Raw genomic sequence first — 23844 nt, forward strand, 5'->3', positions numbered from 1 at the left:
CCCCCGATTGCGCCCCAATCAAACCTCGCGCAAATATCACAACGATCAGCGATCTCCAGCGCAATAAAATCCCGCCAAAACTCTCTTTCCGAGTATTCCTCTCAATTTTTTCCGACTGCTTGCCATCCTCTCCCCTCGCGGTTAGGGTTGAAGGCATGAAAACCTCTCACACCCTCATTCAGCTTCGCCAGCACCGCAGCCTGTGCCTTGTCAGCGCACGACTGCCAGGCTGAATCGCTGCGCCTCGTCCCACGCTTTTCCCAGAACATTCGTAACACCGGCAGGCCGCCTCTTTTCGGCCCAGACAATAAGGAATTTCCCGATGAGCATGCTCAAAGATCCGTCTTCGAAATACCGCGCGTTTCCTGTCATCAATCTGCCGGATCGCACCTGGCCGTCGAAAACCATCGACACCGCGCCGATCTGGTGCAGCTCCGACCTGCGCGACGGCAACCAGTCGCTGATCGAGCCGATGGACGCGGTGAAGAAGCTGCGCTTCTGGAAAACCCTCGTGCAAGTCGGCGTGAAGGAAATCGAAGCGTCGTTCCCGGCCGCTTCGCAAACCGACTTCGACTTCGTGCGTACCCTGATCGAAGAAGGCCACATCCCGGACGACACCACCATTCAGGTGCTGACCCAGGGCCGTGAAGACTTGATCGAGCGCACTTTCGAATCGCTGCGCGGCGCGAAGAAAGCCATCGTTCACCTGTACAACGCCACTTCGCCTTCTTTCCGTCGCATCGTCTTCAACCAGGACAAGGACGGCATCAAGGCCATTGCGGTCAACGCAGCCAAGCTGTTCGTCAAATACGCGGCGATGCAGCCGGACACCGAATGGACTTTCGAATACTCGCCGGAAACTTTCAGCGCCACCGAGCTGGAATTCGCCAAGGAAGTCTGTGACGCGGTGATCGAGGTGTGGAACCCGACGCCTGAGCACAAGATGATCCTCAACCTGCCCGCCACCGTTGAGTGCGCAACGCCGAATGTCTACGCCGACCAGATCGAGTGGTTCGGCCGCAACATCAACCGTCGTGACAGCGTGATCATCAGCCTGCACACCCACAACGACCGTGGCACTGGCGTTGCGGCTACCGAACTGGGCCTGATGGCCGGCGCCGATCGCGTCGAAGGCTGCCTGTTCGGCAACGGCGAGCGTACCGGTAACGTCGACCTCGTCACCGTCGCACTGAACATGTACACTCAGGGTCTCGACCCGCAGCTGGACTTCTCCGACATCGACGGCGTGCGCAAAGTGGTCGAGGAGTGCAACCAGATTCAGGTTCACCCGCGTCACCCGTACGTTGGCGACCTGGTGCACACCGCGTTCTCCGGCTCGCACCAGGATGCGATTCGCAAAGGCTTCACCCAGCAGAAACCAGACGCGCTTTGGGAAGTCCCGTACTTGCCGATCGACCCGGCCGACATTGGTCGCAGCTACGAGGCGGTGATTCGCGTCAACAGCCAGTCGGGCAAGGGCGGCATCGCTTACTTGCTGGAGCAGGAATACGGCATCAGCCTGCCACGTCGCATGCAGATCGAATTCAGCCAGGTCGTGCAGCGTGAAACCGATCGTCTGGGCCTGGAGATGACCGCCAAGCAGATCCACTCGCTGTTGATCAGCGAATACCTGCAAGCCAACACCCCGTACGCGCTGGTCAGCCATCGCCTGCAGGAAGAAAACGGCAACAGCGCCGTCGAAGTGGAAGTGGCCAGCAAAGGTCAGGGCGAAACCAACTTGCACTGGCGCGGCAAAGGTAACGGTGCGCTGGAAGCACTGGTCGCCGGCCTGCCGATTCCGGTGGAGATCATGGACTACAACGAACACGCCATCGGCGCGGGCACCAACGCCAAGGCAGCGGCGTACATCGAACTGCGTGTGAACGGCGAACGTGCAGTGCACGGCGTGGGTATCGATGAAAACATCACCACCGCTAGCTTCAAGGCCCTGTTCAGCGCGCTGAACCGCTCGCTGAGCCAGCCTGAGGCGAAAGCGGCGTAATCGACCGCTGAAATGCAGAAGGCCCCGGAGTGCGAACTCCGGGGCCTTTTTTTGCCTGATGCGCTCGTTCCCATGCTCCGCGTGGGAACGATCGGCTGCCTCAGGTGAACTCGAACGTGTCAGCATCCAGATTCGCCGGAAAGCGCTCGCGATACGCCGCGAGCGGAGCCGCTTCCAGCACAGCCTTGAACACACCATCCGCCTCCCCCGCCGCCAGCAAGGTTTCCCCCTGGAAATCCAGCACCTGACTGTCTCCGGTATACGCGAAGCCCTTGCCGTCGGTGCCAACGCGGTTCACCGCCGCCACATAGCAGAGGTTCTCGATCGCCCGAGCAGGCAACAGTCGGTTCCAGTGCAACCGTCGCGCCCCCGGCCAGTTGGCGGTGTACAGCAATAGATCGGTGTCCTGCGCATCGCGGCTCCACACCGGAAAGCGCAGGTCGTAACAAATCAGCGGACGGATACGCCAGCCCTTGAGTTCGAACTGCACCTGACGTTCGCCAGGGGTGTAATGGTTGTGCTCGCCGGCCATGCGGAACAGGTGACGCTTGTCGTAATGCAGCACTTCACCGTCCGGCCGCGCCCACAGCAGGCGATTGCGATGGCTGCCGTCGCCGGCCTGAATGATCACGCTGCCGGTAATGACTGCATTAAGCTTCGCCGCCTGAACCCGCAGCCATTTGCTGGTCGGGCCGTTCTCGGCTTCCGCGAGGGTTTCGGATTCCATGGAGAATCCGGTGGTGAACATTTCCGGCAGGATGATCAGATCCGCCCCGCGCGCCTGCTCCAGCAACAGCTCGAAATGCTCGAGGTTCGCCTGGCGGTCATGCCAGGCAAGGCTGGTCTGGATCAGCGCCAGGTTGAGATCGGGTAACGCACTCAGATCACGCATAGTTTCGCCGCCGCTTCTCGCAGCGTCTCCTCGCGTTTGGCGAAGCACAGACGCACCAGGCGCTGGCCTTCGGGTGGATTCTGATAGAAGACCGACACCGGAATACTCGCCACGCCGTGCTCGCGGGTCATCCACATCGCCATCTCGACGTCGTTCAGGTCGGGGCGAATCTGCGAATAATCGACCAGTTGAAAATAGGTGCCGGTGACTCGGGTAAAACTGAAGCGCGACGGCGCCAGCAGATCGCAGAACAGATCGCGCTTGGCCTGATAGAAACCCGGCAATTCTTCGACGTGCTCCGGGTGTTCAGCCATGTAATCGGCTAGCGCGTATTGCAACGGCGTAACGCCGCAGAAACTGACGTACTGGTGCACCTTGCGCAGCTCGGCCGTCAGCGCTGGTGGCGCGACGACGTAACCGGTTTTCCAGCCAGTGACGTGGTAGGTCTTGCCGAACGAACTGACCACGAAGGCGCGTTGATACAACTCTTCATGGGCGAGCACGCTAACGTGCGGTACGCCGTCAAATACCAGGTGTTCGTAGACTTCGTCGCTGATCAGATAAATGTCGCGACCACGGATCAATGCCGCCAGTTGATCCAGCTCGGCACGGCTGATCAATGCGCCGCTCGGGTTGTGCGGGGTGTTGATGACGATCATTTTCGTGCGCGGGCTCAGGGCCGCTGCGAGTTTGTCGAAATCGATGGAGAAGTCGTCCGGGTTCAGCTGCACATGCACGCAACGACCGCCCGCCAACTCTGTGGCCGGCTCGTAGCTGTCGTAGCACGGATCGAACACGATGACTTCGTCGCCGCTGTGGATAACCGCCTGAATCGCACAGAAGATCGCCTGGGTCGCGCCCGGCGTCACGGTCACTTCGCTGTCGGCATTGACCTGCACGCCATAGCTGCGAGCGATTTTCGCTGCAATCTGTTCGCGCAGTGCCGGCAGGCCAGTCATCGGCGAATACTGATTGTGGCCACTGGCAATGTGTCTACCGACCGCATCACGCAACGCCTGCGGGCCGTCAAAATCAGGAAAACCCTGGGACAGGTTGATCGCGCCGGTTTGCGCGGCGAGCTGAGACATCTGCGTGAAAATCGTGATGCCGACATTCGGCAGCTTACTGGTGATCATCGGGGGTTCCCTGCTCAACACCCGGCTCTGACGACGGCGCGGGAGAGCCCGAGGATAGCCCATCCGGCGCCCATAAAAAAAGGGCGCCGGATGGCACCCTTCTCTCATGTTGATCGTTCCCACGCTCTGCGTGGGAATGCAGCCTTGGACGCTCTGCGTCCGCCGCTTATGTGACGCAGAGCGTCACGGAATACATTCCCACGCGGAGCATGGGAACGATCAACAGCCAGCGACCTTATTTCTTGTCGCGGCGCTTCTTGTCAGCTTTTTTGTGGTGCGACATCAAGCGACGCTTCTTGTTGACCTGGCGGTCGGTCAGCGTGGTCTTGTTGCCTTCGTACGGGTTCTCGCCGCCCTTGAACTCGATGCGGATCGGCGTACCGACCAGCTTCAGCACACGACGGTAGGTGTTCTCCAGATAGCGCACATACGACTTCGGCACTTTCTCGATCTGGTTACCGTGGATCACGATGATCGGCGGGTTCGCACCACCCAAGTGAGCGTAACGCAGCTTGATCCGGCGGTTGTTGACCATCGGCGGCGCGTGTTCGCCAACCGCGTCTTCGAGAATCTGGGTCAGACGGTTGGTCGGCCAGCGGGTGACCGCCGACTTGAACGAGTTCTGCACCGAAGCGTAGAGGTTGCCCACGCCAGTGCCGTGCAGGGCCGAGATGAAGTGGATGTCGGCGTAGTCAACAAAGAACAGACGACGCTGCAGCTCGACCTTGACGTAGTCGCGCTCGCTCGGCGTCATGCCGTCCCACTTGTTGATCGCGATCACCAGCGCGCGACCCGATTCGATGGCAAAACCGAGCAGGTTGAGGTCGTGATCGACCACACCTTCGCGGGCGTCCATCACGAAGATCACTACGTTGGCGTCTTTGATCGCTTGCAGGGTTTTGACCACGGAGAATTTTTCGACTTCTTCGTGGATCTTGCCGCGCTTGCGCACACCAGCGGTGTCGATCAGCGTGTACTTCTCTTCATTGCGCTCGAACGGAATGTAGATACTGTCACGCGTGGTGCCCGGCTGGTCATAAACGATAACCCGGTCTTCACCGAGCATGCGGTTGACCAAGGTCGACTTGCCGACGTTCGGACGACCGATGATGGCGATCTTGATCCCGTCTTTTTCGCTTGGGCCAGGAATGCGCTTGGCTTCCTCGCCTTCGGCAACGATCTCTTCTTCGCCTTCTTCCGGCTCTTCTTCGTCTCTCGGGAAATCACCCAGGGCGATTTCCAGCATCTGGGTGATGCCACGGCCGTGAGCACCGGCGATCGGGATCGCGTGGCCCATACCCAGCGGAGCGAATTCAGCGCGGGCCATTTCCGGGTCGATGTTGTCGACCTTGTTGGCAACCACGTAGGAACGCTTGTTACGTTTGCGCAGGTGTTCGGCGATCATCTGGTCGGCGGCGGTGAAGCCGGCCTTGGCATCTACCAGAAACAGCACAACGTCTGCTTCTTCAATGGCCAGCAGCGACTGCTCGGCCATTTTTTCGTCCATACCGTGCTCGTCACCGGAGATACCGCCGGTGTCGACCAGAATGTAGGAACGCCCTTGCCACTTGGCCTCACCGTACTGGCGATCACGGGTCAGACCGGACAAGTCGCCGACGATGGCGTCACGAGTCCTGGTCAGGCGGTTGAACAAGGTGGACTTGCCGACGTTCGGTCGGCCCACCAGGGCGATTACGGGAACCATGCGGCTCTCCACTTCGTTATTTCAGAAAATACAAAAGCCGCTGCGAGGCAGCGGCTGGTGCTCGGGGCAACGCCTGTTAGCGCTGCAAGCCCCATGAATCCGGGGCCGCCTGGGGGTTTAACCCCAAGCATAGTTGTTACTTGATGGTCAGGGCTTCCAGTTTGCCGCTGTTGCCATATACATAAATCGTGTCACCCACCACCAGCGGACGGGCACGCAGGCCGTCGCTGTCGATGCGCTCGCGGCCGACGAAACGACCGTCAACCTGACTCAGCAGGTGCAGATAACCTTCCAGGTCACCCACTGCAACATAGCTGGAGAACACTTCCGGAGCCGACAGTTGACGGCGAGCCAGCGAATCGTTGCTCCACAATGCTGTGGTGGAACGTTCGTCGACGCCTTCAACGGTGCCCGAGGACAGGCTCACGTAAACGCTGCCGAAACCCTGAGCGATACCGGCGTAGCTCGACGCATCGCGCTGCCAGAGTTGACGACCGCTTTCCAGGTCCAGTGCCGCCACGCGACCCTGGTAGCTGGCAACGTACAGCGTACCGCCGGACAGCAGCAGACCGCCGTCGATGTCGACCACGCGCTCCAGTTCCGAACGGCCCTGAGGGATCGCAATGCGTTGTTCCCAGACCGGCACGCCGTTGGAAATGTCCAGAGCGACCACTTTACCGGTCGACAGGCCAGCCACCGCGAGGCGGTTGGTGACCAGCGGAGCACTGGTGCCACGCAGGGTCAGTACGGCCGGCGTGCTGTCATACACCCAGCGCTGAGTACCGGTCGATGCATCCAGACCGATCAGACGATCGTCCTGAGTCTGCACGACCACGACGTCGCCATTGTTGGCCGGCGGCGCGAGAACCTCGCTGTTGACGCGAGCACGCCACTTCTCTTCACCGTTGCTGGTGTCCAGAGCAACGACTTCGCCGCGCAGCGTACCGATCAGAACCAGACCGTAGCCGACACCGACAGCGCCGGAGACAGGCAGCTCAAGATCCTGCTTCCATTTCACATCGCCATTGCCGCGATCCATGGCCATCACCACGCCAGTTACATCGGCGGCGTAGATGGTGTCACCGTCGATCGCCGGCACCAGCATGTTGTAGGTTTCGCCCTGACCGTCACCGATCGAACGACTCCACTGCTTGTGCAGGACCACTTCTTCTTTGAAGTCGGTCAGTTCAGCCGGTGGCAATTCTTTTTTGCTGTTGCTGCTGCAACCCGCGGCCAGAAGGGCCAGAGCCAGCAATGCTGCATGCTTCCAACGGATCACGTCACGCATCCCCTTTGGCCAGGTCGTCGAGCTTGATTTGAAGGCCACCGACCGCCGCTTCATCCGACAGTGCCGCCTTGGCTTTTTGATACGCCTTGTTCGCGTCATCGGTACGGCCCAGCTGTACCAGCAGGTCGCCCTTGAGTTCTTCGCGAGTGGCCAGGAATGCTTTGTCGGCATCGCCGTCGAGCAGTTTCAGGCCGTCTTCAGCCTTGTTTTGCGCGCCGAGTACCTGCGCCAGACGCTGACGGGCGATTTCGCCCAGCGCCGGGTTGGCCGGTTTGTCGACGATGGCTTTCAGTTCGGTCGCGGCGTCGTCCAGCTTGCCGCTGTCGACCGCTACTTTGGCGACGAACAGGCTGCCGTACTGCGCGTAGGCAGAACCGCCGAATTCGCTGTTGAGCTTACCGGCCAGGTCCGCAACGCGGGCGGCATCAGGTTTGCCGTCAGGCGTCAGCGTGGTTTCCAGCAGTTGCTGATAGAGCACCGAGGCGCCTTGCGACTGGTTGCTCTGATACTTGTGATAAGCCTGCCAGCCGAACACGATGACCAGCGCCAACAGGCCGCCGGTGACCAAGGTTTGCCGTTGCGTGTCCACCAGTCCTTCAAATCCGCCAACTGTTCGTCTTCGGTACTCGACACCCCAATACTCCTTAATCGCTAAATCGGCTGTTTGGACAGCTTCAACCCTGCACGACGCAGGTGGCCAGGTGAGCGGCGAGCGCATCCCAGGCAATGCTTTGTTGTTCGCCCTGGCCACGCAGGGGTTTGAAACCTACCACTTGCTGGGCCATTTCGTCGTCACCGAGGATCAGTGCGTACAGCGCACCGCTCTTGTCGGCCTTCTTGAATTGGCTTTTGAAGCTGCCAGCGCCGGCATTGACTTGCAGACGCAGGTTTGGAAGTTGATCGCGAACACGTTCAGCCAGAGCCAGACCCGCCAGCTCGGCTTCTTCACCGAAGGCACACAGATAGACATCAACCTGACGGGAGATTTCTTCCGGGATCTGCTCCAGAGTTTCCAGCATCAGCACCAGACGCTCGATGCCCATGGCGAAACCAACGCCGGTGGTCGGCTTGCCGCCCATCTGCTCGACCAGCCCGTCGTAACGGCCGCCGGCGCAGACAGTGCCCTGGGCGCCGAGCTTGTCGGTGACCCATTCGAAAACGGTTTTGCTGTAGTAGTCGAGGCCACGCACCAGCTTCGGGTTGAGCACATATGGAATGCCGACAGCATCCAGACGCGCTTTCAAACCTTCGAAGTGCGTACGGGATTCGTCATCGAGGTAGTCGGCCATCTTCGGCGCATCGACCAGTACCGCTTGAGTGTCGGCATTTTTCGTGTCGAGCACGCGCAGCGGGTTGGTTTTCAGGCGACGCTGGCTGTCTTCATCGAGCTTGTCGTGGTGCGCCGAGAGGTACTCGACCAGCGCTTCACGATAGCGACCACGGGACTCGCTGGTGCCCAGACTGTTGAGTTCGAGTTTGACCGCATCACGAATACCCAGCTCGCCCCACAGGCGCCAGGTCATGATGATCAGCTCGGCGTCGATGTCCGGACCGTCGAGGTTGAATACCTCCAGGCCGATCTGGTGGAACTGGCGATAACGACCTTTCTGCGGACGCTCGTGGCGGAACATCGGGCCGATGTACCAGAGTTTCTGCACCTGGCCGCCGCCGGTGATGCCGTGCTCAAGCACTGCACGCACGCATGCAGCGGTGCCTTCCGGACGCAAGGTCAGAGAGTCGCCGTTGCGGTCTTCGAAGGTGTACATCTCTTTTTCGACGATGTCGGTCACTTCACCGATCGAGCGCTTGAACAGCTCGGTGAACTCGACGATCGGCATGCGGATCTGCTTGTAACCGTAGTTATCCAGCAGACGCGCAACAGTGCCCTCGAAATAACGCCACAGCGGGGTCTGTTCGGGCAGGATGTCGTTCATGCCACGAATGGCTTGCAGAGACTTGCTCACTTTAAATCCTTAAATTCGTTCGGCGCTTCGGTCAGGCTCAGCCGCGCGCAATAACCGCAGCGTCAGCTTCGACCTTTTCGGCCGCTTTCTGGCGGATCAGCTTTTCCAGCTCGTCCACCAGATTGTCATTCGTCAGTTTCTGCGACGGCTTGCCGTCGATGTAAATCAGGTTTGGCGTGCCGCCGGTCAAGCCGATATGGGCTTCCTTGGCTTCGCCGGGGCCGTTGACCACACAACCGATCACCGCGACATCCAGCGGCACCAGCAGGTCTTCAAGACGCCCTTCCAGCTCGTTCATGGTTTTCACCACATCGAAGTTCTGCCGCGAGCAGCTCGGGCAGGCGATGAAGTTGATGCCACGGGAACGCAGATGCAAAGACTTGAGAATGTCGTAACCGACCTTCACTTCCTCGACCGGGTCGGCCGCCAGCGAGATGCGGATAGTATCGCCAATCCCCTCGGCGAGCAGCATACCTAGGCCCACGGCGGATTTCACTGTGCCCGAACGCAATCCACCGGCTTCGGTGATGCCCAGGTGCAGCGGTTGAACGATTTCTTTCGCCAGCAAGCGGTAGGCTTCGACGGCCATGAACACGTCGGAGGCTTTCACGCTGACCTTGAAGTCCTGGAAATTCAGGCGTTCGAGGTGTTCAACGTGACGCAAAGCAGATTCGACCAGCGCAGCCGGGGTCGGCTCGCCGTATTTCTTTTGCAGGTCTTTTTCCAGGGAACCGGCGTTGACGCCGATGCGGATCGGAATGCCGCGATCACGCGCTGCATCGACGACCGCGCGAACACGGTCTTCACGACCGATGTTGCCCGGGTTGATGCGCAGGCAGTCCACGCCCAACTCGGCTACGCGCAAGGCGATCTTGTAATCGAAGTGGATGTCGGCAACCAGCGGCACTTTGACCAGTTGCTTGATCTTGCCGAACGCCTCGGCGGCGTCCATGTCCGGCACCGAGACGCGGACGATGTCGACGCCAGCAGCTTCCAGACGGTTGATTTGCGCAACAGTGGCGGCGACGTCATTGGTGTCGCTGTTGGTCATGCTCTGCACCGCGATCGGCGCGTCGCCGCCCACCGGTACGTTGCCGACCCAGATCTTGCGCGAAACGCGACGTTTGATTGGAGATTCGCCGTGCATGACTTATTGACCCAACTTCAGGCGAGCAGTCTCGCCACTGGTGAACGGAGCGATATCGACCGGCTGGCCGTTGTAGCTGACCTGTGCAGCACGGGCAACGCCCAGACGCACGGCGAGCGGCGGCTTGCCGCTGACGGTCACATTATCGCCTTTATGCTTCAGACCACTGAACAGTACTTTGCCACGGCCATCGGTGACTTGCGCCCAGCAATCGGCGCTGAACTGCAGTTGTACCTGACCATCGCCGGCCACCGGAGCGGCCGCTTCTGCGGCTGGTGCCGGTGTAGCAGCAACGACTGGAGCGGTAACGGTTGGTGCTGGGGTAGCTGGAACGGTTGGCGCAGGAGTGGCCGGATTGGCGACAACCGGGGCTGGCGTATGAACCGGAGCGGTCGGCGTTACAGCCGGTGCAACCGGTGCCGCTGGAGCAGTTGCCGGGGCAGCAGCTTCTGCGCCAGTCGATTCAGCAGTGGTTTCAGACTGAGGCAATGCCAGCGCAGTCGAGCTGTCGGACTGGTTCTCCTCGACAGCCTGATCCTCCGGCTCGTCGATCGGGTGAATCTGGGTCGTACCGTCAGCGCCCTCGACTTCAACGTGCTCAGGCGCCAGGGACGTCAGGTCCTTGGTGCGCAGCGACGTCTGATCCTGCCACCAGACGAAACCGCCGCCGATGACCGCAATCAGCAACAGCAGGCTGACAATACGCAAAATAGTGTGGGAAACCCGTACAGGCTCTTCGATACGACCAAGGGCGTGAACGTTGCTGCCCTGGGAGTCGGTGCCGGTGGACTGGTCGAATTGCTGAACCAGCACGGTCTGGTCCATGCCGAGCAATTTGGCATAGGCGCGAATGTAACCGCGAGCGAAGGTATGCCCCGGCAGCTTGTCGAAAGCGCCGGCTTCAAGATTGCTCAGGGAAGTCACGGTGAGGTTGAGCTTGAGGGCCACTTCGGCCAGCGACCAGCCATTGCTTTCGCGGGCCTGGCGCAGGGTCTCACCGGGGTTAACGCGATTCGCTGCTACAACTTCGGGATGCGCCGCTTTCATCATTGCTCCGACAGGTATTGCTGATATTCCGGCGTACCGGGATAGAGTCGTTTTAATTGCAGGCCATAACTGGCGGCCTTGTCGCGATCTTCAAACACTTTTGCCAGCCGAACGCCGAGCAATAGACTACGTGCATTTTGTTCGGTCAGCAGGCTGAATCGGTCGTAATAGTCACGCGCGGGCACATAATGCCTGTCTTCGAAGGACAACTCAGCCATTTCCAGCAATGCACGCGGTTGTTGGCGGTTCAAACGCAGCGCCTTTTCCAGTTGCTGCTGCGCCAGATCACGCTGACCGAGCTTTGCGGCCGTCATGCCGAGGTTTTCGAACACACGCGAACGCTCAGGATACAGGGTATCGGCCGCAGCCTGTTCAAAACGCTCGTAGGCTTCTTTATAACGCTGTTGTTCGTAGAGAAAACTGCCGTAGTTGTTGAGGATGCGCGCATCGGCGGGACGGGAGGACAAGGCCTTGCGGAAGTGTTCGTCGGCCAGCTCAGGTTCCATTTCGGACTGAAACACCAAACCGAGGGCCGCATTGGCATCCGGATCGGAGCCGTCGATTTCCAGCGCCTTTTTCAGCGGCACCTTGGCCCGTTCAGTCATGCCTTGCTGCAAGTATCCCAGCCCCAGCTGCACGTAGGCAGCCCGCGCTTCATCGCGGCCCTTGCTGGTCTTCATCGGGTTGTAGTCACCCGAAAGGACACAACCAGCACACAGGCTGGCCAACAGCAACAGCAGCGCAAAGCGCAGGGACATAGAGATCCTCTCTTAGTTAGTATTCGCGGCGTTCTGTGCCAGATCGCTGTCGGCGCTCAACTCACGCACGGCGATGTAACGTTCGCTGCGACGGGTGCGATCCAGCACCTGCCCTACCAATTGACCACATGCAGCGTCGATGTCTTCACCACGGGTGGTGCGCACAGTGACGTTGAAACCGGCCTGATGCAACTGATCCTGGAAACGACGGATCGCGTTGTTGCTCGGCCGCTCGTACCCGGAATGCGGGAACGGGTTGAACGGAATCAGGTTGATCTTGCACGGGATATCTTTCAGCAGCGCGATCATTTCCACCGCGTGCTCGACCTTGTCGTTGATGTCCTTGAGCAAGGTGTACTCGATGGTCAGCACACGTTTCTCGCCCAGAGACGACATGTAGCGCTGGCACGACTCGAGCAGCATCTTAAGCGGATATTTCTTGTTGATCGGCACCAATTGGTTACGCAATGCGTCATTTGGTGCGTGCAGGGACAACGCCAGGGACACGTCGATGTGCTTGGCCAGCTCATCGATCATCGGCACCACACCCGACGTGGACAGGGTCACGCGGCGCTTGGAGATCCCGTAGCCGAGGTCATCCATCATCAGATGCATGGCGGCGACGACGTTGTCGAAGTTCAGCAATGGCTCACCCATGCCCATCATCACCACGTTGGTGATGGCACGGTCGACGGTTGCCGGGACACTGCCAAAAGATTTGTTGGCAATCCACACCTGGCCGATGACTTCGGCGGCGGTGAGGTTGCTATTGAAGCCTTGCTTGCCGGTGGAGCAGAAACTGCAATCCAGGGCACAGCCTGCCTGGGACGAAACGCACAAAGTGCCGCGTTTGCCCTGGGGAATGTACACGGTCTCGACGCAGCTGCCGGACGCCACGCGCACCACCCACTTACGGGTGCCGTCGCTGGAGATGTCCTCGCTGACCACTTCCGGACCACGGACCTCAGCAATAACCTTGAGCTTGTCGCGCAAGGCCTTGCTGACGTTCGTCATGGCGTCGAAATCATCGACACCAAAGTGGTGAATCCATTTCATTACCTGACCGGCACGGAAACGCTTCTCCCCGATTGAGTCGAAGAATTTTTCCATTTCCTGTTGAGTCAGACCCAGCAGGTTGGTTTTTACAGTCGATGTAGTCATGGATTCACCTTCACTCTTAAGCCAATGCTTAGCGAGTGGTTACTTCAGTAGCTGCGAAGAAGTACGAGATTTCACGAGCAGCTGCGGCTTCGGAGTCCGAACCGTGAACAGCGTTGGCGTCGATGGAATCAGCGAAATCAGCGCGGATGGTGCCGGCAGCAGCTTCTTTAGGGTTGGTAGCGCCCATCAGCTCACGGTTCAGAGCGATAGCGTTTTCGCCTTCCAGAACCTGAACAACAACAGGACCGGAGATCATGAAAGCAACCAGGTCGCCGAAGAAACCACGAGCGCTGTGCTCAGCGTAGAAGCCTTCAGCTTCAGCTTTGGACAGTTGCTTCAGTTTCGAAGCTACAACGCGCAGGCCGGCTTTTTCGAAACGAGTGGTGATTTCGCCGATGACGTTTTTTGCAACAGCGTCAGGCTTGATGATGGAGAAAGTGCGTTGAACAGCCATGGTGTAACTCCAGAAACGGTAATTTGCGAAAAATTAAACCCGCGAATTATACGCGGGTTCTTGGGTATTGCCTAACCTGCGAGACGATCAGTCCAATTCTTTGGCCCAGAGCTCCTGAACCGCTTCCAGCACCTTCTCGCCGACACGGCCAGAAGTGCTATCGAAGTCAGGCAGATCCAGGATCATCTGCTGCAGACGGACAAAACCTACAGAATACGGATCGACGCCGTCATGGGCCTCGGCCAATTCTTCTGCAATACGTTGAACATCATTCCAACCGTAGCTCATGACAGTCTTACCAGTCAGTGCGGCGCTTCGGCCGCATGGTTAAGCGAATATTTCGGAATTTCGACGGTGATGTCTTCTTCACCAACGATAGCCTGGCAAGCCAGACGCGATTGCGCTTCCAGACCCCAGGCACGATCGAGGAAATCTTCTTCCAGCTCGTCGGCCTCTTCCATCGAGTCGAAACCCTCGCGGATGATGCAGTGGCAGGTGGTGCAAGCGCAGACACCGCCGCAAGCGCTTTCCATCTCGATGTGGTGTTCGTGGGCCAGTTCGAGAATCGATGTGCCGGGCGCAGCCTCTACAACCATGCCTTCAGGGCAGAACTTCTCGTGGGGCAGAAAAATGACCTGCGGCATCAGATATCCTCGATTTCATTCAGATTGCGCCCCGACAGAGCGGCTTTCACCGTCAGATCCATGCGGCGGGCAGCAAAAGCATCGGTCACTTGCGACAGACGCTTGGTCTGCTGCTCGATGGCATAACCATCGGTACCTTTCATCAGTTCGGCCAATTCCTGCAGCTGCAGGTCGATAACCATGCGCTCTTCGGCGTCGAGCAAACGCTCGCCATCCGCCTCCAGAGCGCCCCGCACCGCTTCGATCAGACGCTGGGCATCGACCTGCTGCTCACGCAGAACGCGGGCGACCTTGTCGTCATTGGCGTGCTGGAACGAATCCTTGAGCATTTTGGCGATTTCGCCGTCGGTCAGACCGTAGGACGGTTTGACCTGAATGCTTGCCTCAACGCCTGAACCCAGCTCACGGGCGGAAACGCTGAGCAGACCGTCGGCATCGACCTGGAAGGTCACGCGAATCTTCGCTGCACCCGCCACCATCGCTGGAATGCCGCGCAATTCGAAACGCGCCAGCGAGCGGCAGTCGCTGATCAGCTCGCGCTCACCCTGCAGGACGTGGATCGCCATGGCCGACTGGCCGTCTTTATAAGTCGTAAAATCTTGAGCGCGAGCGACCGGAATGGTGGTGTTACGTGGAATCACCTTTTCCATCAGACCGCCCATGGTTTCCAGCCCCAGGGACAGCGGAATCACGTCGAGCAACAGCAACTCGCCGCCATCGCGCTTGTTGCCAGCCAGGGTATCGGCCTGGATCGCGGCACCGATGGCCACCACTTGATCCGGGTCGATTTCGGTCAGAGGCTGACGACCAAAGGCTTCGGCAACGGCTTCGCGAACACGCGGAACGCGAGTCGAACCGCCGACCATGACCACGGCGTGCACGTCTTCCAGCTCGATGCCGGAGTCGCGAACGGCGCGGCGGCAGGCTTTCAGACTGCGCGCGACCATTGGCTCGATCAGCGCATCGAAGGCTTCGCGGGTCAGCGGTGCTTTCCAGTCGCCATAGGCCACTTCAACGCTGGACGCATCGGTCAGGGCTTCTTTGGCCGCGCAAGCGGTTTGCAGCAGATTGCGTTGTGCGCCCGGATCAAGATCGGCGGACAGGCCCGCGCTCTCGATGATCCAGCCGGCAATCGCGTGATCGAAGTCATCGCCGCCCAGCGCGCTGTCGCCGCCAGTGGCCAGCACTTCAAAAACACCGCCAGTCAGACGCAGAATGGAAATATCGAAGGTGCCGCCGCCCAGGTCATAAATAGCGACCAGGCCTTCAGCGTGTTGATCCAGACCGTACGCCACAGCGGCAGCGGTCGGCTCATTGAGCAGACGCAGCACGTTCAGACCGGCGAGTTTCGCCGCATCCTTGGTGGCTTGGCGCTGAGCATCGTCGAAGTAAGCAGGAACGGTGATCACCGCACCCACCAGCTCGCCACCCAAGGTTGCTTCAGCGCGCTGACGCAGGACCTTGAGGATATCGGCGGAGACTTCGACCGGGCTTTTCGGGCCTTGCACGGTGTCGATGAACGGCATGTGCGATTCGCCACCGACAAAGCGGTATGGCAGTTGCTCGCCCAATTGCTTGACGTCGGACAGACCACGACCCATCAAGCGCTTGACCGACAGCACGGTGTTCAAAGGATCGGAAGCGGCGGCCAGCTTGGCTGACTCGCCAACTTCGACGCGATCGGCGTGGTAACGCACAGCGGACGGCAGGATGACCTGCCCGTTTGCGTCAGCCAACGGCTCGGAAAGACCACTGCGCAACGCAGCGACCAGCGAATTGGTAGTGCCCAAGTCGATCCCCACAGCCAGACGACGCTGGTGCGGTTGAGGACTTTGGCCGGGTTCGGCGATCTGCAGTAGGGCCATCGTGATCAGGACTTATCTGTATATCAGGCGTGCGACCGGAGCGGCACTGGGTTAATCGTCGAGGCGCTCTTCTAACTGGCGCACTTCGTAGGTGAGCTTGTCGAGGAACTGCATGCGCCGCATCAGGCGTTCGGCCTGCTCACGTTGCGCTGCATCATCCCAACAGGCTGCGAAGCTTTCATTGAGTTCTTCCTGAGCCACTTTCAGGCGCCGCTTGAACACTGCGACGCCGTCGAGATCGGCACTGTCCTGGAGGTCTTCGAGCTCTTCGCGCCATTGCATCTGCTGCAGAAGAAACTCGGGGTCGTGGACCGTGACTTCCATCGGCACTTCATGCCCGCTGATGGTCAGCAGGTAGCGTGCGCGCTGGGCCGGACTCTTGAGCGTCTGATAGGCGTCGTTGAGCCGCGCAGACTGCTCGAGTGCCGACCGCTGCTCACGCTCGGAAGCGTCGGCAAAGCGGTCAGGATGAACGCCGCGCGCCAACTCACGATAGCGCGTGGCCAACTGCTCGAGATCCAGACGGAAACCCGGTTGCAGCTCGAATAAAGCGAAATGACAAGGAATACCCACGACAAGCCTCAGATGTTGAAGCTTTCGCCGCAGCCACATTCACCGCGTACGTTGGGGTTGTTGAACTTGAAGCCTTCGTTCAACCCTTCCTTGACGAAATCGAGCTCGGTGCCGTCCAGGTAGGCCAGGCTTTTCGGGTCGATGATCACTTTTTCGCCGTGACTCTCGAACACCTGATCCTCTGCAACCACCTCGTCGACAAACTCCAGCACGTAGGCAAGGCCGGAACAGCCTGTGGTGCGAACACCCAGACGAATCCCTTCACCTTTGCCGCGCCCGTCGAGGGAGCGCCGCACGTGTCGAGCAGCCGCTTCTGTCATGCTGATAGCCATCGGTGACTCCTTACTCGTCGCCAAATCCAGAAAGTCAGATCAAGCCTTTCTTCTGCTTGTAATCGCGAACAGCCGCTTTGATAGCGTCTTCAGCCAGTACCGAGCAGTGAATCTTCACTGGCGGCAGGGCCAGTTCTTCGGCCAGCTGAGTGTTCTTGATGGTTTCTGCTTCGTCCAGGGTCTTGCCCTTCATCCACTCGGTGGCGAGGGAGCTGGAAGCGATAGCCGAACCGCAGCCGTAGGTCTTGAACTTGGCATCTTCGATGATGCCGGCGTCGTTGACCTTGATTTGCAGACGCATCACGTCGCCGCACGCCGGAGCGCCGACCATGCCGGTGCCGACATCAGGATCTTCCGCGTTCATCTTGCCGACGTTGCGCGGGTTTTCGTAGTGGTCGATGACCTTTTCGCTGTAAGCCATGATTCTCAATCCTCACTCATCAGGGCCGCTCTTGAGACCCTGCAACTGCGCTGCGTAAACCGCCGCGTCGCTACAGGATCTGTATCTGGCGGCTTCTATATTTAGTGTGCCGCCCACTCGATTTTCGAGATATCGACGCCGTCTTTGTACATGTCCCACAGCGGCGACAGAGCGCGCAGCTTGGTAACGGCCTCGCAGACTTTCTGCGCGGCGTAGTCGATTTCTTCTTCGGTGGTGAAACGGCCGAAGGTGAAGCGGATCGAGCTGTGTGCCAGTTCGTCGTTGCGGCCCAGGGCGCGCAGTACGTACGAAGGCTCCAGCGACGCCGAGGTGCACGCCGAACCGGACGATACCGCCAGATCCTTGAGCGCCATGATCAGCGACTCGCCTTCAACGTAGTTGAAGCTCAGGTTCAGGTTGTGCGGAACGCGGGCGGTCAGGCTGCCGTTGACGTACAGCTCTTCCAGATGCTCGACCTGCTTGTAGAAACGGTCGCTCAAGGCTTTGATACGGACGTTTTCGGCCGCCATGTCTTCTTTGGCTACGCGGAACGCTTCACCCATGCCGACGATCTGGTGGGTCGCCAGGGTACCGGAACGCATGCCACGCTCGTGACCGCCGCCGTGCATGGTCGCTTCGATGCGCACACGCGGCTTGCGGCTGACGTACAGCGCGCCGATGCCTTTAGGGCCGTAGGTTTTATGGGCGGAGAACGACATCATGTCGACTTTCAGCTTCTGCAGGTCGATCTCGACCTTGCCAGTGGACTGAGCGGCGTCGACGTGGAACAGAACGCCCTTGGCGCGGAGCATTTCGCCGATCGCTGCGATGTCGTTGACGGTGCCGATTTCGTTGTTCACGTGCATCACGGAGACCAGAATGGTGTCTTCGCGCAGTGCAGCTTCAATCATGGACGGAGTGATGAGACCGTCTTCGGTCGGCTCGAGGTAGGTGACCTCGAAACCTTCACGCTCCAGTTGGCGCATGGTGTCGAGGACAGCCTTGTGCTCGATCTTGGAGGTGATCAGGTGCTTGCCCTTGGAACCGTAGAAATGCGCCGCACCCTTGATTGCCAGGTTGTCGGATTCGGTGGCACCGGAAGTCCAGACGATTTCGCGCGGGTCGGCGTTGACCAGATCAGCCACCTGACGACGCGCATTTTCGACCGATTCTTCAGCCTTCCAGCCGAACACGTGGGAACGGGACGCCGGGTTACCGAAGTTTCCGTCGACCAGCAGGCATTCACTCATCTTTTGCGCAACACGCGGATCAACCGGGGTGGTCGCAGAGTAATCAAGGTAAATCGGCAATTTCATGGACTATCTCCTAAATCAGGGCTGGCGTGCCGCTAGCTCTTTGGCTGTCATTCGACGGCGGACGCTTCAATCTTGTCCAGGCGTGGCGCCTTGCTGTTGCAACGGCGCTGGTCCTGACGCTGGGCTACTTCTTGCACCTCACGGCGAGTCACAAGATCAGCCAAGCTGATACCACTTAGAAATTCGTGAATCTGCAGGCTCAAATCGCACCACAGATGATGGGTCAGGCACGTGTCGCCGGAATGGCAATCGCCTTGGCCCTGGCATTTGGTGGCATCGACCGATTCGTTTACTGCATCGATCACCTGGGCGACCTGAATGCCCTGCATGTCGCGGGACAATTGGTAGCCGCCACCCGGGCCGCGAACGCTGGAAACCAGGTTGCTGCGGCGCAGCTTGGCGAACAGCTGTTCGAGGTAGGACAGGGAGATGCCTTGGCGCTCGGAGATATCGGCCAGGGACACGGGCCCGTGCTGCGCGTGCAACGCCAGGTCAAGCATGGCGGTCACGGCGTATCGGCCTTTTGTAGTCAGTCGCATGGACAGTTACCACGGAGTTCAGAATGGGGCGAGTATGCAATTCCCGAGTATTTAAGTCAACTTTAAGACCTAGTACTTTAGTCAGGATTACCCGCAAAAGAGCGCGCGAATGATAGCAGGCTCTGCGGCCTAATGGCACACCGGTTGACGGATGCCTGTGTAGGAGCTGCCGAAGGCTGCGATCTTTTGATCTTATGAAAGGCAAGATCAGAAGATCGCAGCCTTCGGCAGCTCCTACAGGGGGCGTTAGCTGGCCTTGGACTCGTCTTTGCCTTTGACGCAGGCGAAGTCTTCTTCACGCAGCTCAGGCAGATCTTTCGCACAGTAATTGCTGCCCAGATCCTTCAGCGCGCCGCACATCCCTTCCAGCCGTCCGTCCACCGCTTGCAGGTGATCGAGCAACTGACCGATGGCGCGCGCCACCGGGTCAGGCATGTCTTCGCTGACGCCGTAGGCATCGAAACCGATCTTCTCGGCCATGGCCTTGCGCTTGGCGTCCTGCTCTTCGTCGGACTTGACGATGATGCGTCCAGGAATACCGACAACAGTGGCGCCCGGCGGTACTTCCTTGGTCACCACGGCATTGGAACCAACCTTGGCACCGGCGCCGACGGTGAACGGACCAAGCACCTTGGCGCCCGCACCGACAACCACACCATCACCCAAAGTGGGGTGGCGTTTGCCTTTGTTCCAGCTTGTGCCACCCAGGGTCACGCCCTGATAAATGGTCACGTCATCGCCAATCTCGGCGGTTTCACCAATAACGATGCCCATGCCGTGGTCGATAAAGAAGCGTCGACCGACCTTGGCGCCCGGATGAATCTCGATCCCGGTCAACCAGCGACCGAAGTTCGACACCAGCCGCGCCAGCCATTTCAGTTCGTTGCGCCACAGCATGCCGGCCAATCGATGAATCCAGATCGCATGCATGCCGGGGTAGCAGGTCAGGACTTCAAAAGCGTTACGCGCCGCCGGGTCTCGATGGAATACGCTCTGGATATCTTCACGCAAACGCTCAAACATCATTTAGTCCTTCCGCTTAAGAAGCTCGCCACGGGCCGCCTTCTGGGTTTCCGTGAGGATGCCACGCAAAATATTCATTTCCGCCCGACTCACCGAGCTGCGTCCGTACAACCGGCGCAGGCGCGCCATCAAGTGCCGCGGCTTTTCCGGATCGAGGAATTCGATGGCGACCAGCGTCTGCTCCAGATGCTCATAGAATCGCTCCAGCTCATCCATGGTCGCCAGCTCGGCACTTTTCACCGAAGCCACTTCTTCTTTCTCGATCTTGCTCGGCTGACCTTGCGCTGCCAGCCAGGCCATGCGCACTTCGTAGCTCAACACCTGCACCGCCGCGCCAAGGTTCAGCGAACTGAACTCAGGGTCGGAGGGGATGTGCACGTGAAAGTGACATCGCTGCAGCTCCTCATTGGTCAGGCCGGAATCTTCGCGACCGAACACCAGGGCGATTTCAGCGCCCTGCCCGGCTTCCTCGACCACTTTGGTGCCGCACTCGCGCGGATCCAGCAGCGGCCAAGGAATACGCCGGTCACGGGCGCTGGTGCCGAGCACCAGATTGCAGCCGACCAAGGCGTCTTCCAAAGTGGCGACGACTTGCGCATTTTCAAGGATGTCACCGGCACCGGAAGCACGAGCGTCGGCTTCGTGGTGCGGGAAGACCCGCGGTTCGACCAGCACCAGTCGCGACAGACCCATGTTTTTCATGGCGCGCGCGGCCCCGCCGATGTTGCCGGGGTGGCTGGTATTGACCAGGACGACACGAATGTTCTGCAGCAAGGGAGGCGCTCTCGGACACAGGAAAGGGGTGCAAATCTTACAGAACAGCCTACCGTTAAGCTATGAAAGCGAACAGCGTCCTTCACCTGAAGAAAAGTTCTGATAGAATGCGCGGCTTTCTTTAACAACCTTAGGTGACACATCCATGCAGCCCATGCTGAATATCGCGCTGCGCGCCGCCCGCAGCGCCAGTGAACTGATCTTCCGCTCCATCGAGCGCCTGGATACCATCAAGGTCGACGAAAAAGACGCCAAGGATTATGTATCCGAGGTCGATCGCGCCGCTGAACAGAAAATCATCGACGCCCTGCGCAAGGCTTACCCGAATCACTCGATCCAGGGTGAAGAGACTGGCCTGCACGCCGGCACCGGCATCGAAGGCGAAGAGTACCTGTGGATCATCGATCCACTGGACGGCACCACCAACTTCCTGCGTGGCATTCCGCACTTCGCTGTCAGCATTGCCTGCAAATACCGCGGTCGCCTGGAACACGCAGTGGTTCTGGACCCGGTTCGTCAGGAAGAATTCACCGCCAGCCGTGGTCGCGGCGCTCAACTGAACGGTCGTCGCCTGCGCGTCAGCGGTCGCACCAGCCTCGACGGCGCCCTGCTGGGTACCGGTTTCCCGTTCCGTGACGATCAGATGGACAACCTCGACAACTACCTGGGCATGTTCCGCGCCCTGGTTGGCCAGACTGCCGGCATCCGCCGCGCCGGCTCGGCGAGCCTGGATCTGGCGTATGTTGCTGCCGGTCGTTTCGACGCCTTCTGGGAATCGGGTCTGTCCGAGTGGGACATGGCTGCAGGCGCCCTGCTGATTCAAGAAGCTGGCGGCCTGGTGAGCGACTTCACCGGCGGTCACGACTTCCTTGAAAAAGGCCACATCGTTGCCGGCAACACCAAATGCTTCAAGGCAGTTCTGACGGCGATCCAGCCGCACCTGCCGGCTTCGCTGAAGCGCTAAGCGTCACGCGAAACGAAAAAAGCACCCTTCGGGGTGCTTTTTTATGCCTGGAATTCGTCACCTGCCACACCACGGGACCAATGCAGGAGTGAGCCTGCTCGCGATAGCGGTGTATCAGCCACCACCTGCATTGAATGATGAATAGCTATCGCGAGCAGGCTCACTCCTACAGGGGATTTGTTGTGCAGCCTAAATGGCGGGCACAAAAAAGCACCCCGCAGGGTGCTTCTTGTTAAAACAGTCGCTCTTTACTGAGCCGGCTCATTCTGCGACAGAATCAGCTTGCCTTCCTTGTCGACCGGAATCTGGTTGCCCGGATCGCGATCCATCCGCACTTTGCCTTCCTTGCCATCGAGCGAGTAACGCACGTCGTAACCGACGACTTTGTCGCTGATGTCATTGACTGTGTTGCAGCGGGTTTGCGTGGTGGTGTAGGTGTCACGCTCCTGCATGCCTTCCTGCACCTTGTTACCCGCATAACCGCCACCGACCGCGCCGGCTACCGTGGCAATTTTCTTGCCGGTGCCGCCGCCAATCTGATTACCCAGCAAACCACCTGCCAGCGCACCGACGACGGTACCGGCAATCTGGTGTTGATCTTTTACCGGTGCCTGACGAGTCACTGTCACGTCCTTGCACACTTCACGTGGAGTCTTGATCTGTGTTTTAACCGGTTCAACGGCCAATACTTGCGCATACTCAGGGCCGCTTTTAACCAGGCTGTAGGTGGCAACAGCACCCCCGGCAGTCACACCGACAGCACCCAATACCGCACCAACCAGCAACGACTTGTTCACATGAACCTCCTGACCATCACATGCGGGACGCGCCCGCGCTTCTCCCAGCCTTGGAGCATAAAAAAAGGCGCGAGTTCAACTCGCGCCTTTCTTGGGCTGACAGCCGGGAAAACGATGGCCGTTATGGACGGTCGTCGACTTCCTTCTCGGTGTTGGCCGGAGGAATCAGATCCTCAGTGGTCAGGTTCAGCCAGATCAGCACCACGTTAGCGATGTAGATCGACGAGTAGGTACCCGCCAGTACGCCGATAAACAGCGCGATCGAGAAGCCGAACAGGTTGTCACCGCCGAAGAACAGCAGTGCCGCAATCGCCAGCAAGGTGGAGATCGACGTCGCCATGGTGCGCAGCAGGGTTTGCGTGGTCGAGATGTTGATGTTCTCGATCAGCGTTGCCTTGCGCAGGACACGGAAGTTCTCACGAACCCGGTCGAATACCACGATGGTGTCGTTTAGCGAGTAACCGATGATCGCCAGCACCGCCGCCAGCACGGTCAGATCGAAAGTGATCTGGAAGTACGACAGGATACCGATGGTGACGATCACGTCGTGAATCAGCGAAACGATGGCGCCGACCGCGAATTTCCACTGAAAGCGGAAAGCCAGGTAGATCAGGATGCCGCCGAGCGCCAGCAGCATGCCGAGGCCGCCCTGGTCGCGCAGCTCTTCACCGACCTGCGGGCCGACGAACTCGACACGCTTGACCGTTGCCGGGTTATCGCCGCCGACCTTCAACAGCGCTTCCGCCACCTGATGGCCCAATTGCGGGTCTTCACCCGGCATCCGCACCAGCAGATCGGTAGTCGCACCGAAGCTCTGCACGATTGCTTCGTGGTAACCCGACGTCGCCAGCTGCTCACGCACCTTGGTAACGTCGGCCGGACGCTCGTAGGTCAGCTCGATGAGCGTACCGCCGGTGAAGTCCAGACCCCAGTTCATGCCCTTGGTAGCGACACTGAACATAGCCAGCAACGTGAGAAACACTGTGACGCCGAACGCGAAGTTGCGAACGCCCATGAAGTTGATTGTACGTAACATGGCAGC

24 protein-coding genes and 1 pseudogene are annotated in these 23844 nt (G+C 59.3%); 2 read left to right on the plus strand and 23 right to left on the minus strand.

Annotated elements, in window-relative coordinates:
* Nucleotides 1-322: 322 nt before the first annotated feature.
* Entirely contained in the window at nucleotides 323-2002 is a 1680-nt protein-coding gene (gene leuA, locus ACZZ0A_RS19900) for a 2-isopropylmalate synthase (protein WP_095112380.1), read from the plus strand.
* A gap of 100 nt (nucleotides 2003-2102) precedes the next feature.
* Here leuA and ACZZ0A_RS19905 read toward each other — a convergent pair whose 3' ends face one another.
* From ACZZ0A_RS19905 to trmJ, 21 genes and pseudogenes are all read right to left on the minus strand, one after another.
* The gene (locus ACZZ0A_RS19905) at nucleotides 2103-2894 is read right to left on the minus strand and encodes an amidohydrolase (RefSeq protein ID WP_463543641.1); all 792 of its coding nucleotides are present in this window, start codon (nucleotides 2892-2894) and stop codon (nucleotides 2103-2105) included.
* The gene (locus ACZZ0A_RS19910) at nucleotides 2882-4030 is read right to left on the minus strand and encodes a pyridoxal phosphate-dependent aminotransferase (RefSeq protein ID WP_095112382.1); all 1149 of its coding nucleotides are present in this window, start codon (nucleotides 4028-4030) and stop codon (nucleotides 2882-2884) included. Before ACZZ0A_RS19910 ends, ACZZ0A_RS19905 begins: the two co-directional genes overlap by 13 nt.
* Before the next feature lie 235 nt (nucleotides 4031-4265).
* Nucleotides 4266-5735, minus strand: coding sequence for a ribosome biogenesis GTPase Der (gene der / locus ACZZ0A_RS19915; RefSeq protein ID WP_007950048.1), 1470 nt, complete (start codon nucleotides 5733-5735; stop codon nucleotides 4266-4268).
* Between the two features lie 136 nt (nucleotides 5736-5871).
* On the minus strand, nucleotides 5872-7023 hold the full coding sequence (gene bamB, locus ACZZ0A_RS19920) for an outer membrane protein assembly factor BamB (RefSeq protein ID WP_038362973.1): 1152 nt from the start codon (nucleotides 7021-7023) through the stop codon (nucleotides 5872-5874).
* A pseudogene (locus ACZZ0A_RS19925) lies at nucleotides 7016-7656 on the minus strand (tetratricopeptide repeat protein). Before ACZZ0A_RS19925 ends, bamB begins: the two are co-directional and overlap by 8 nt.
* Nucleotides 7657-7697: 41 nt before the next feature.
* A complete protein-coding gene (gene hisS, locus ACZZ0A_RS19930; protein WP_007916867.1) occupies nucleotides 7698-8987 on the minus strand; it encodes a histidine--tRNA ligase in 1290 nt (429 codons plus the stop codon).
* Between the two features lie 37 nt (nucleotides 8988-9024).
* The gene (ispG, locus tag ACZZ0A_RS19935) at nucleotides 9025-10134 is read right to left on the minus strand and encodes a flavodoxin-dependent (E)-4-hydroxy-3-methylbut-2-enyl-diphosphate synthase (protein ID WP_003227888.1); all 1110 of its coding nucleotides are present in this window, start codon (nucleotides 10132-10134) and stop codon (nucleotides 9025-9027) included.
* A 3-nt stretch (nucleotides 10135-10137) separates the two neighbouring features.
* The gene (locus ACZZ0A_RS19940; RefSeq protein WP_007916871.1) at nucleotides 10138-11181 is read right to left on the minus strand and encodes a RodZ domain-containing protein; all 1044 of its coding nucleotides are present in this window, start codon (nucleotides 11179-11181) and stop codon (nucleotides 10138-10140) included.
* Nucleotides 11181-11939, minus strand: coding sequence for a type IV pilus biogenesis/stability protein PilW (pilW, locus tag ACZZ0A_RS19945; RefSeq protein WP_007916880.1), 759 nt, complete (start codon nucleotides 11937-11939; stop codon nucleotides 11181-11183). Before pilW ends, ACZZ0A_RS19940 begins: the two co-directional genes overlap by 1 nt.
* A 12-nt stretch (nucleotides 11940-11951) precedes the next feature.
* Entirely contained in the window at nucleotides 11952-13100 is a 1149-nt protein-coding gene (gene rlmN, locus ACZZ0A_RS19950) for a dual-specificity RNA methyltransferase RlmN (RefSeq protein ID WP_007916881.1), read from the minus strand.
* 28 nt (nucleotides 13101-13128) lie between these two features.
* Nucleotides 13129-13554, minus strand: a complete 426-nt coding sequence (gene ndk / locus ACZZ0A_RS19955) for a nucleoside-diphosphate kinase (protein WP_007916882.1) — start codon at nucleotides 13552-13554, stop codon at nucleotides 13129-13131.
* Nucleotides 13555-13641: 87 nt separating this feature from the next.
* Nucleotides 13642-13842, minus strand: coding sequence for a Fe-S cluster assembly protein IscX (iscX, locus tag ACZZ0A_RS19960; protein ID WP_447787020.1), 201 nt, complete (start codon nucleotides 13840-13842; stop codon nucleotides 13642-13644).
* 14 nt (nucleotides 13843-13856) lie between these two features.
* Nucleotides 13857-14198, minus strand: a complete 342-nt coding sequence (gene fdx / locus ACZZ0A_RS19965) for an ISC system 2Fe-2S type ferredoxin (protein WP_007916885.1) — start codon at nucleotides 14196-14198, stop codon at nucleotides 13857-13859.
* Nucleotides 14198-16063, minus strand: a complete 1866-nt coding sequence (hscA, locus tag ACZZ0A_RS19970; protein WP_463543642.1) for a Fe-S protein assembly chaperone HscA — start codon at nucleotides 16061-16063, stop codon at nucleotides 14198-14200. The genes fdx and hscA overlap by 1 nt, the downstream gene beginning before the upstream one ends.
* 51 nt (nucleotides 16064-16114) lie before the next feature.
* Entirely contained in the window at nucleotides 16115-16636 is a 522-nt protein-coding gene (hscB, locus tag ACZZ0A_RS19975) for a co-chaperone HscB (RefSeq protein WP_007916889.1), read from the minus strand.
* 8 nt (nucleotides 16637-16644) lie between these two features.
* Nucleotides 16645-16968: an iron-sulfur cluster assembly protein IscA gene (iscA, locus tag ACZZ0A_RS19980; protein WP_003227904.1), complete on the minus strand. Its 324-nt coding sequence runs from the start codon at nucleotides 16966-16968 to the stop codon at nucleotides 16645-16647.
* 34 nt (nucleotides 16969-17002) lie between these two features.
* Nucleotides 17003-17389 (minus strand): Fe-S cluster assembly scaffold IscU, encoded by a 387-nt coding sequence (gene iscU, locus ACZZ0A_RS19985; protein ID WP_007916892.1) that lies wholly within the window; start codon nucleotides 17387-17389, stop codon nucleotides 17003-17005.
* Nucleotides 17390-17490: 101 nt separating this feature from the next.
* The gene (locus tag ACZZ0A_RS19990) at nucleotides 17491-18705 is read right to left on the minus strand and encodes an IscS subfamily cysteine desulfurase (protein WP_095048352.1); all 1215 of its coding nucleotides are present in this window, start codon (nucleotides 18703-18705) and stop codon (nucleotides 17491-17493) included.
* Nucleotides 18706-18752: 47 nt separating this feature from the next.
* Nucleotides 18753-19244, minus strand: a complete 492-nt coding sequence (gene iscR / locus ACZZ0A_RS19995) for a Fe-S cluster assembly transcriptional regulator IscR (protein ID WP_003227911.1) — start codon at nucleotides 19242-19244, stop codon at nucleotides 18753-18755.
* 246 nt (nucleotides 19245-19490) lie between these two features.
* Nucleotides 19491-20267, minus strand: coding sequence for a serine O-acetyltransferase (cysE, locus tag ACZZ0A_RS20000; protein ID WP_007916901.1), 777 nt, complete (start codon nucleotides 20265-20267; stop codon nucleotides 19491-19493).
* A 3-nt stretch (nucleotides 20268-20270) separates the two neighbouring features.
* A complete protein-coding gene (gene trmJ / locus ACZZ0A_RS20005) occupies nucleotides 20271-21041 on the minus strand; it encodes a tRNA (cytosine(32)/uridine(32)-2'-O)-methyltransferase TrmJ (RefSeq protein WP_007916903.1) in 771 nt (256 codons plus the stop codon).
* 145 nt (nucleotides 21042-21186) lie between these two features.
* Here trmJ and suhB point away from each other — a divergent pair, with 145 nt between their 5' ends.
* Entirely contained in the window at nucleotides 21187-22005 is an 819-nt protein-coding gene (gene suhB / locus ACZZ0A_RS20010) for a type III secretion system regulator SuhB (protein ID WP_016773320.1), read from the plus strand.
* 248 nt (nucleotides 22006-22253) lie between these two features.
* Here suhB and ACZZ0A_RS20015 read toward each other — a convergent pair whose 3' ends face one another.
* Nucleotides 22254-22802 (minus strand): glycine zipper 2TM domain-containing protein, encoded by a 549-nt coding sequence (locus tag ACZZ0A_RS20015; protein ID WP_007916907.1) that lies wholly within the window; start codon nucleotides 22800-22802, stop codon nucleotides 22254-22256.
* Between the two features lie 121 nt (nucleotides 22803-22923).
* Nucleotides 22924-23838 (minus strand): protein translocase subunit SecF, encoded by a 915-nt coding sequence (secF, locus tag ACZZ0A_RS20020; RefSeq protein WP_007916909.1) that lies wholly within the window; start codon nucleotides 23836-23838, stop codon nucleotides 22924-22926.
* Nucleotides 23839-23844 lie beyond the last annotated feature (6 nt).

Source organism: Pseudomonas sp. AC242, assembly GCF_979258655.1.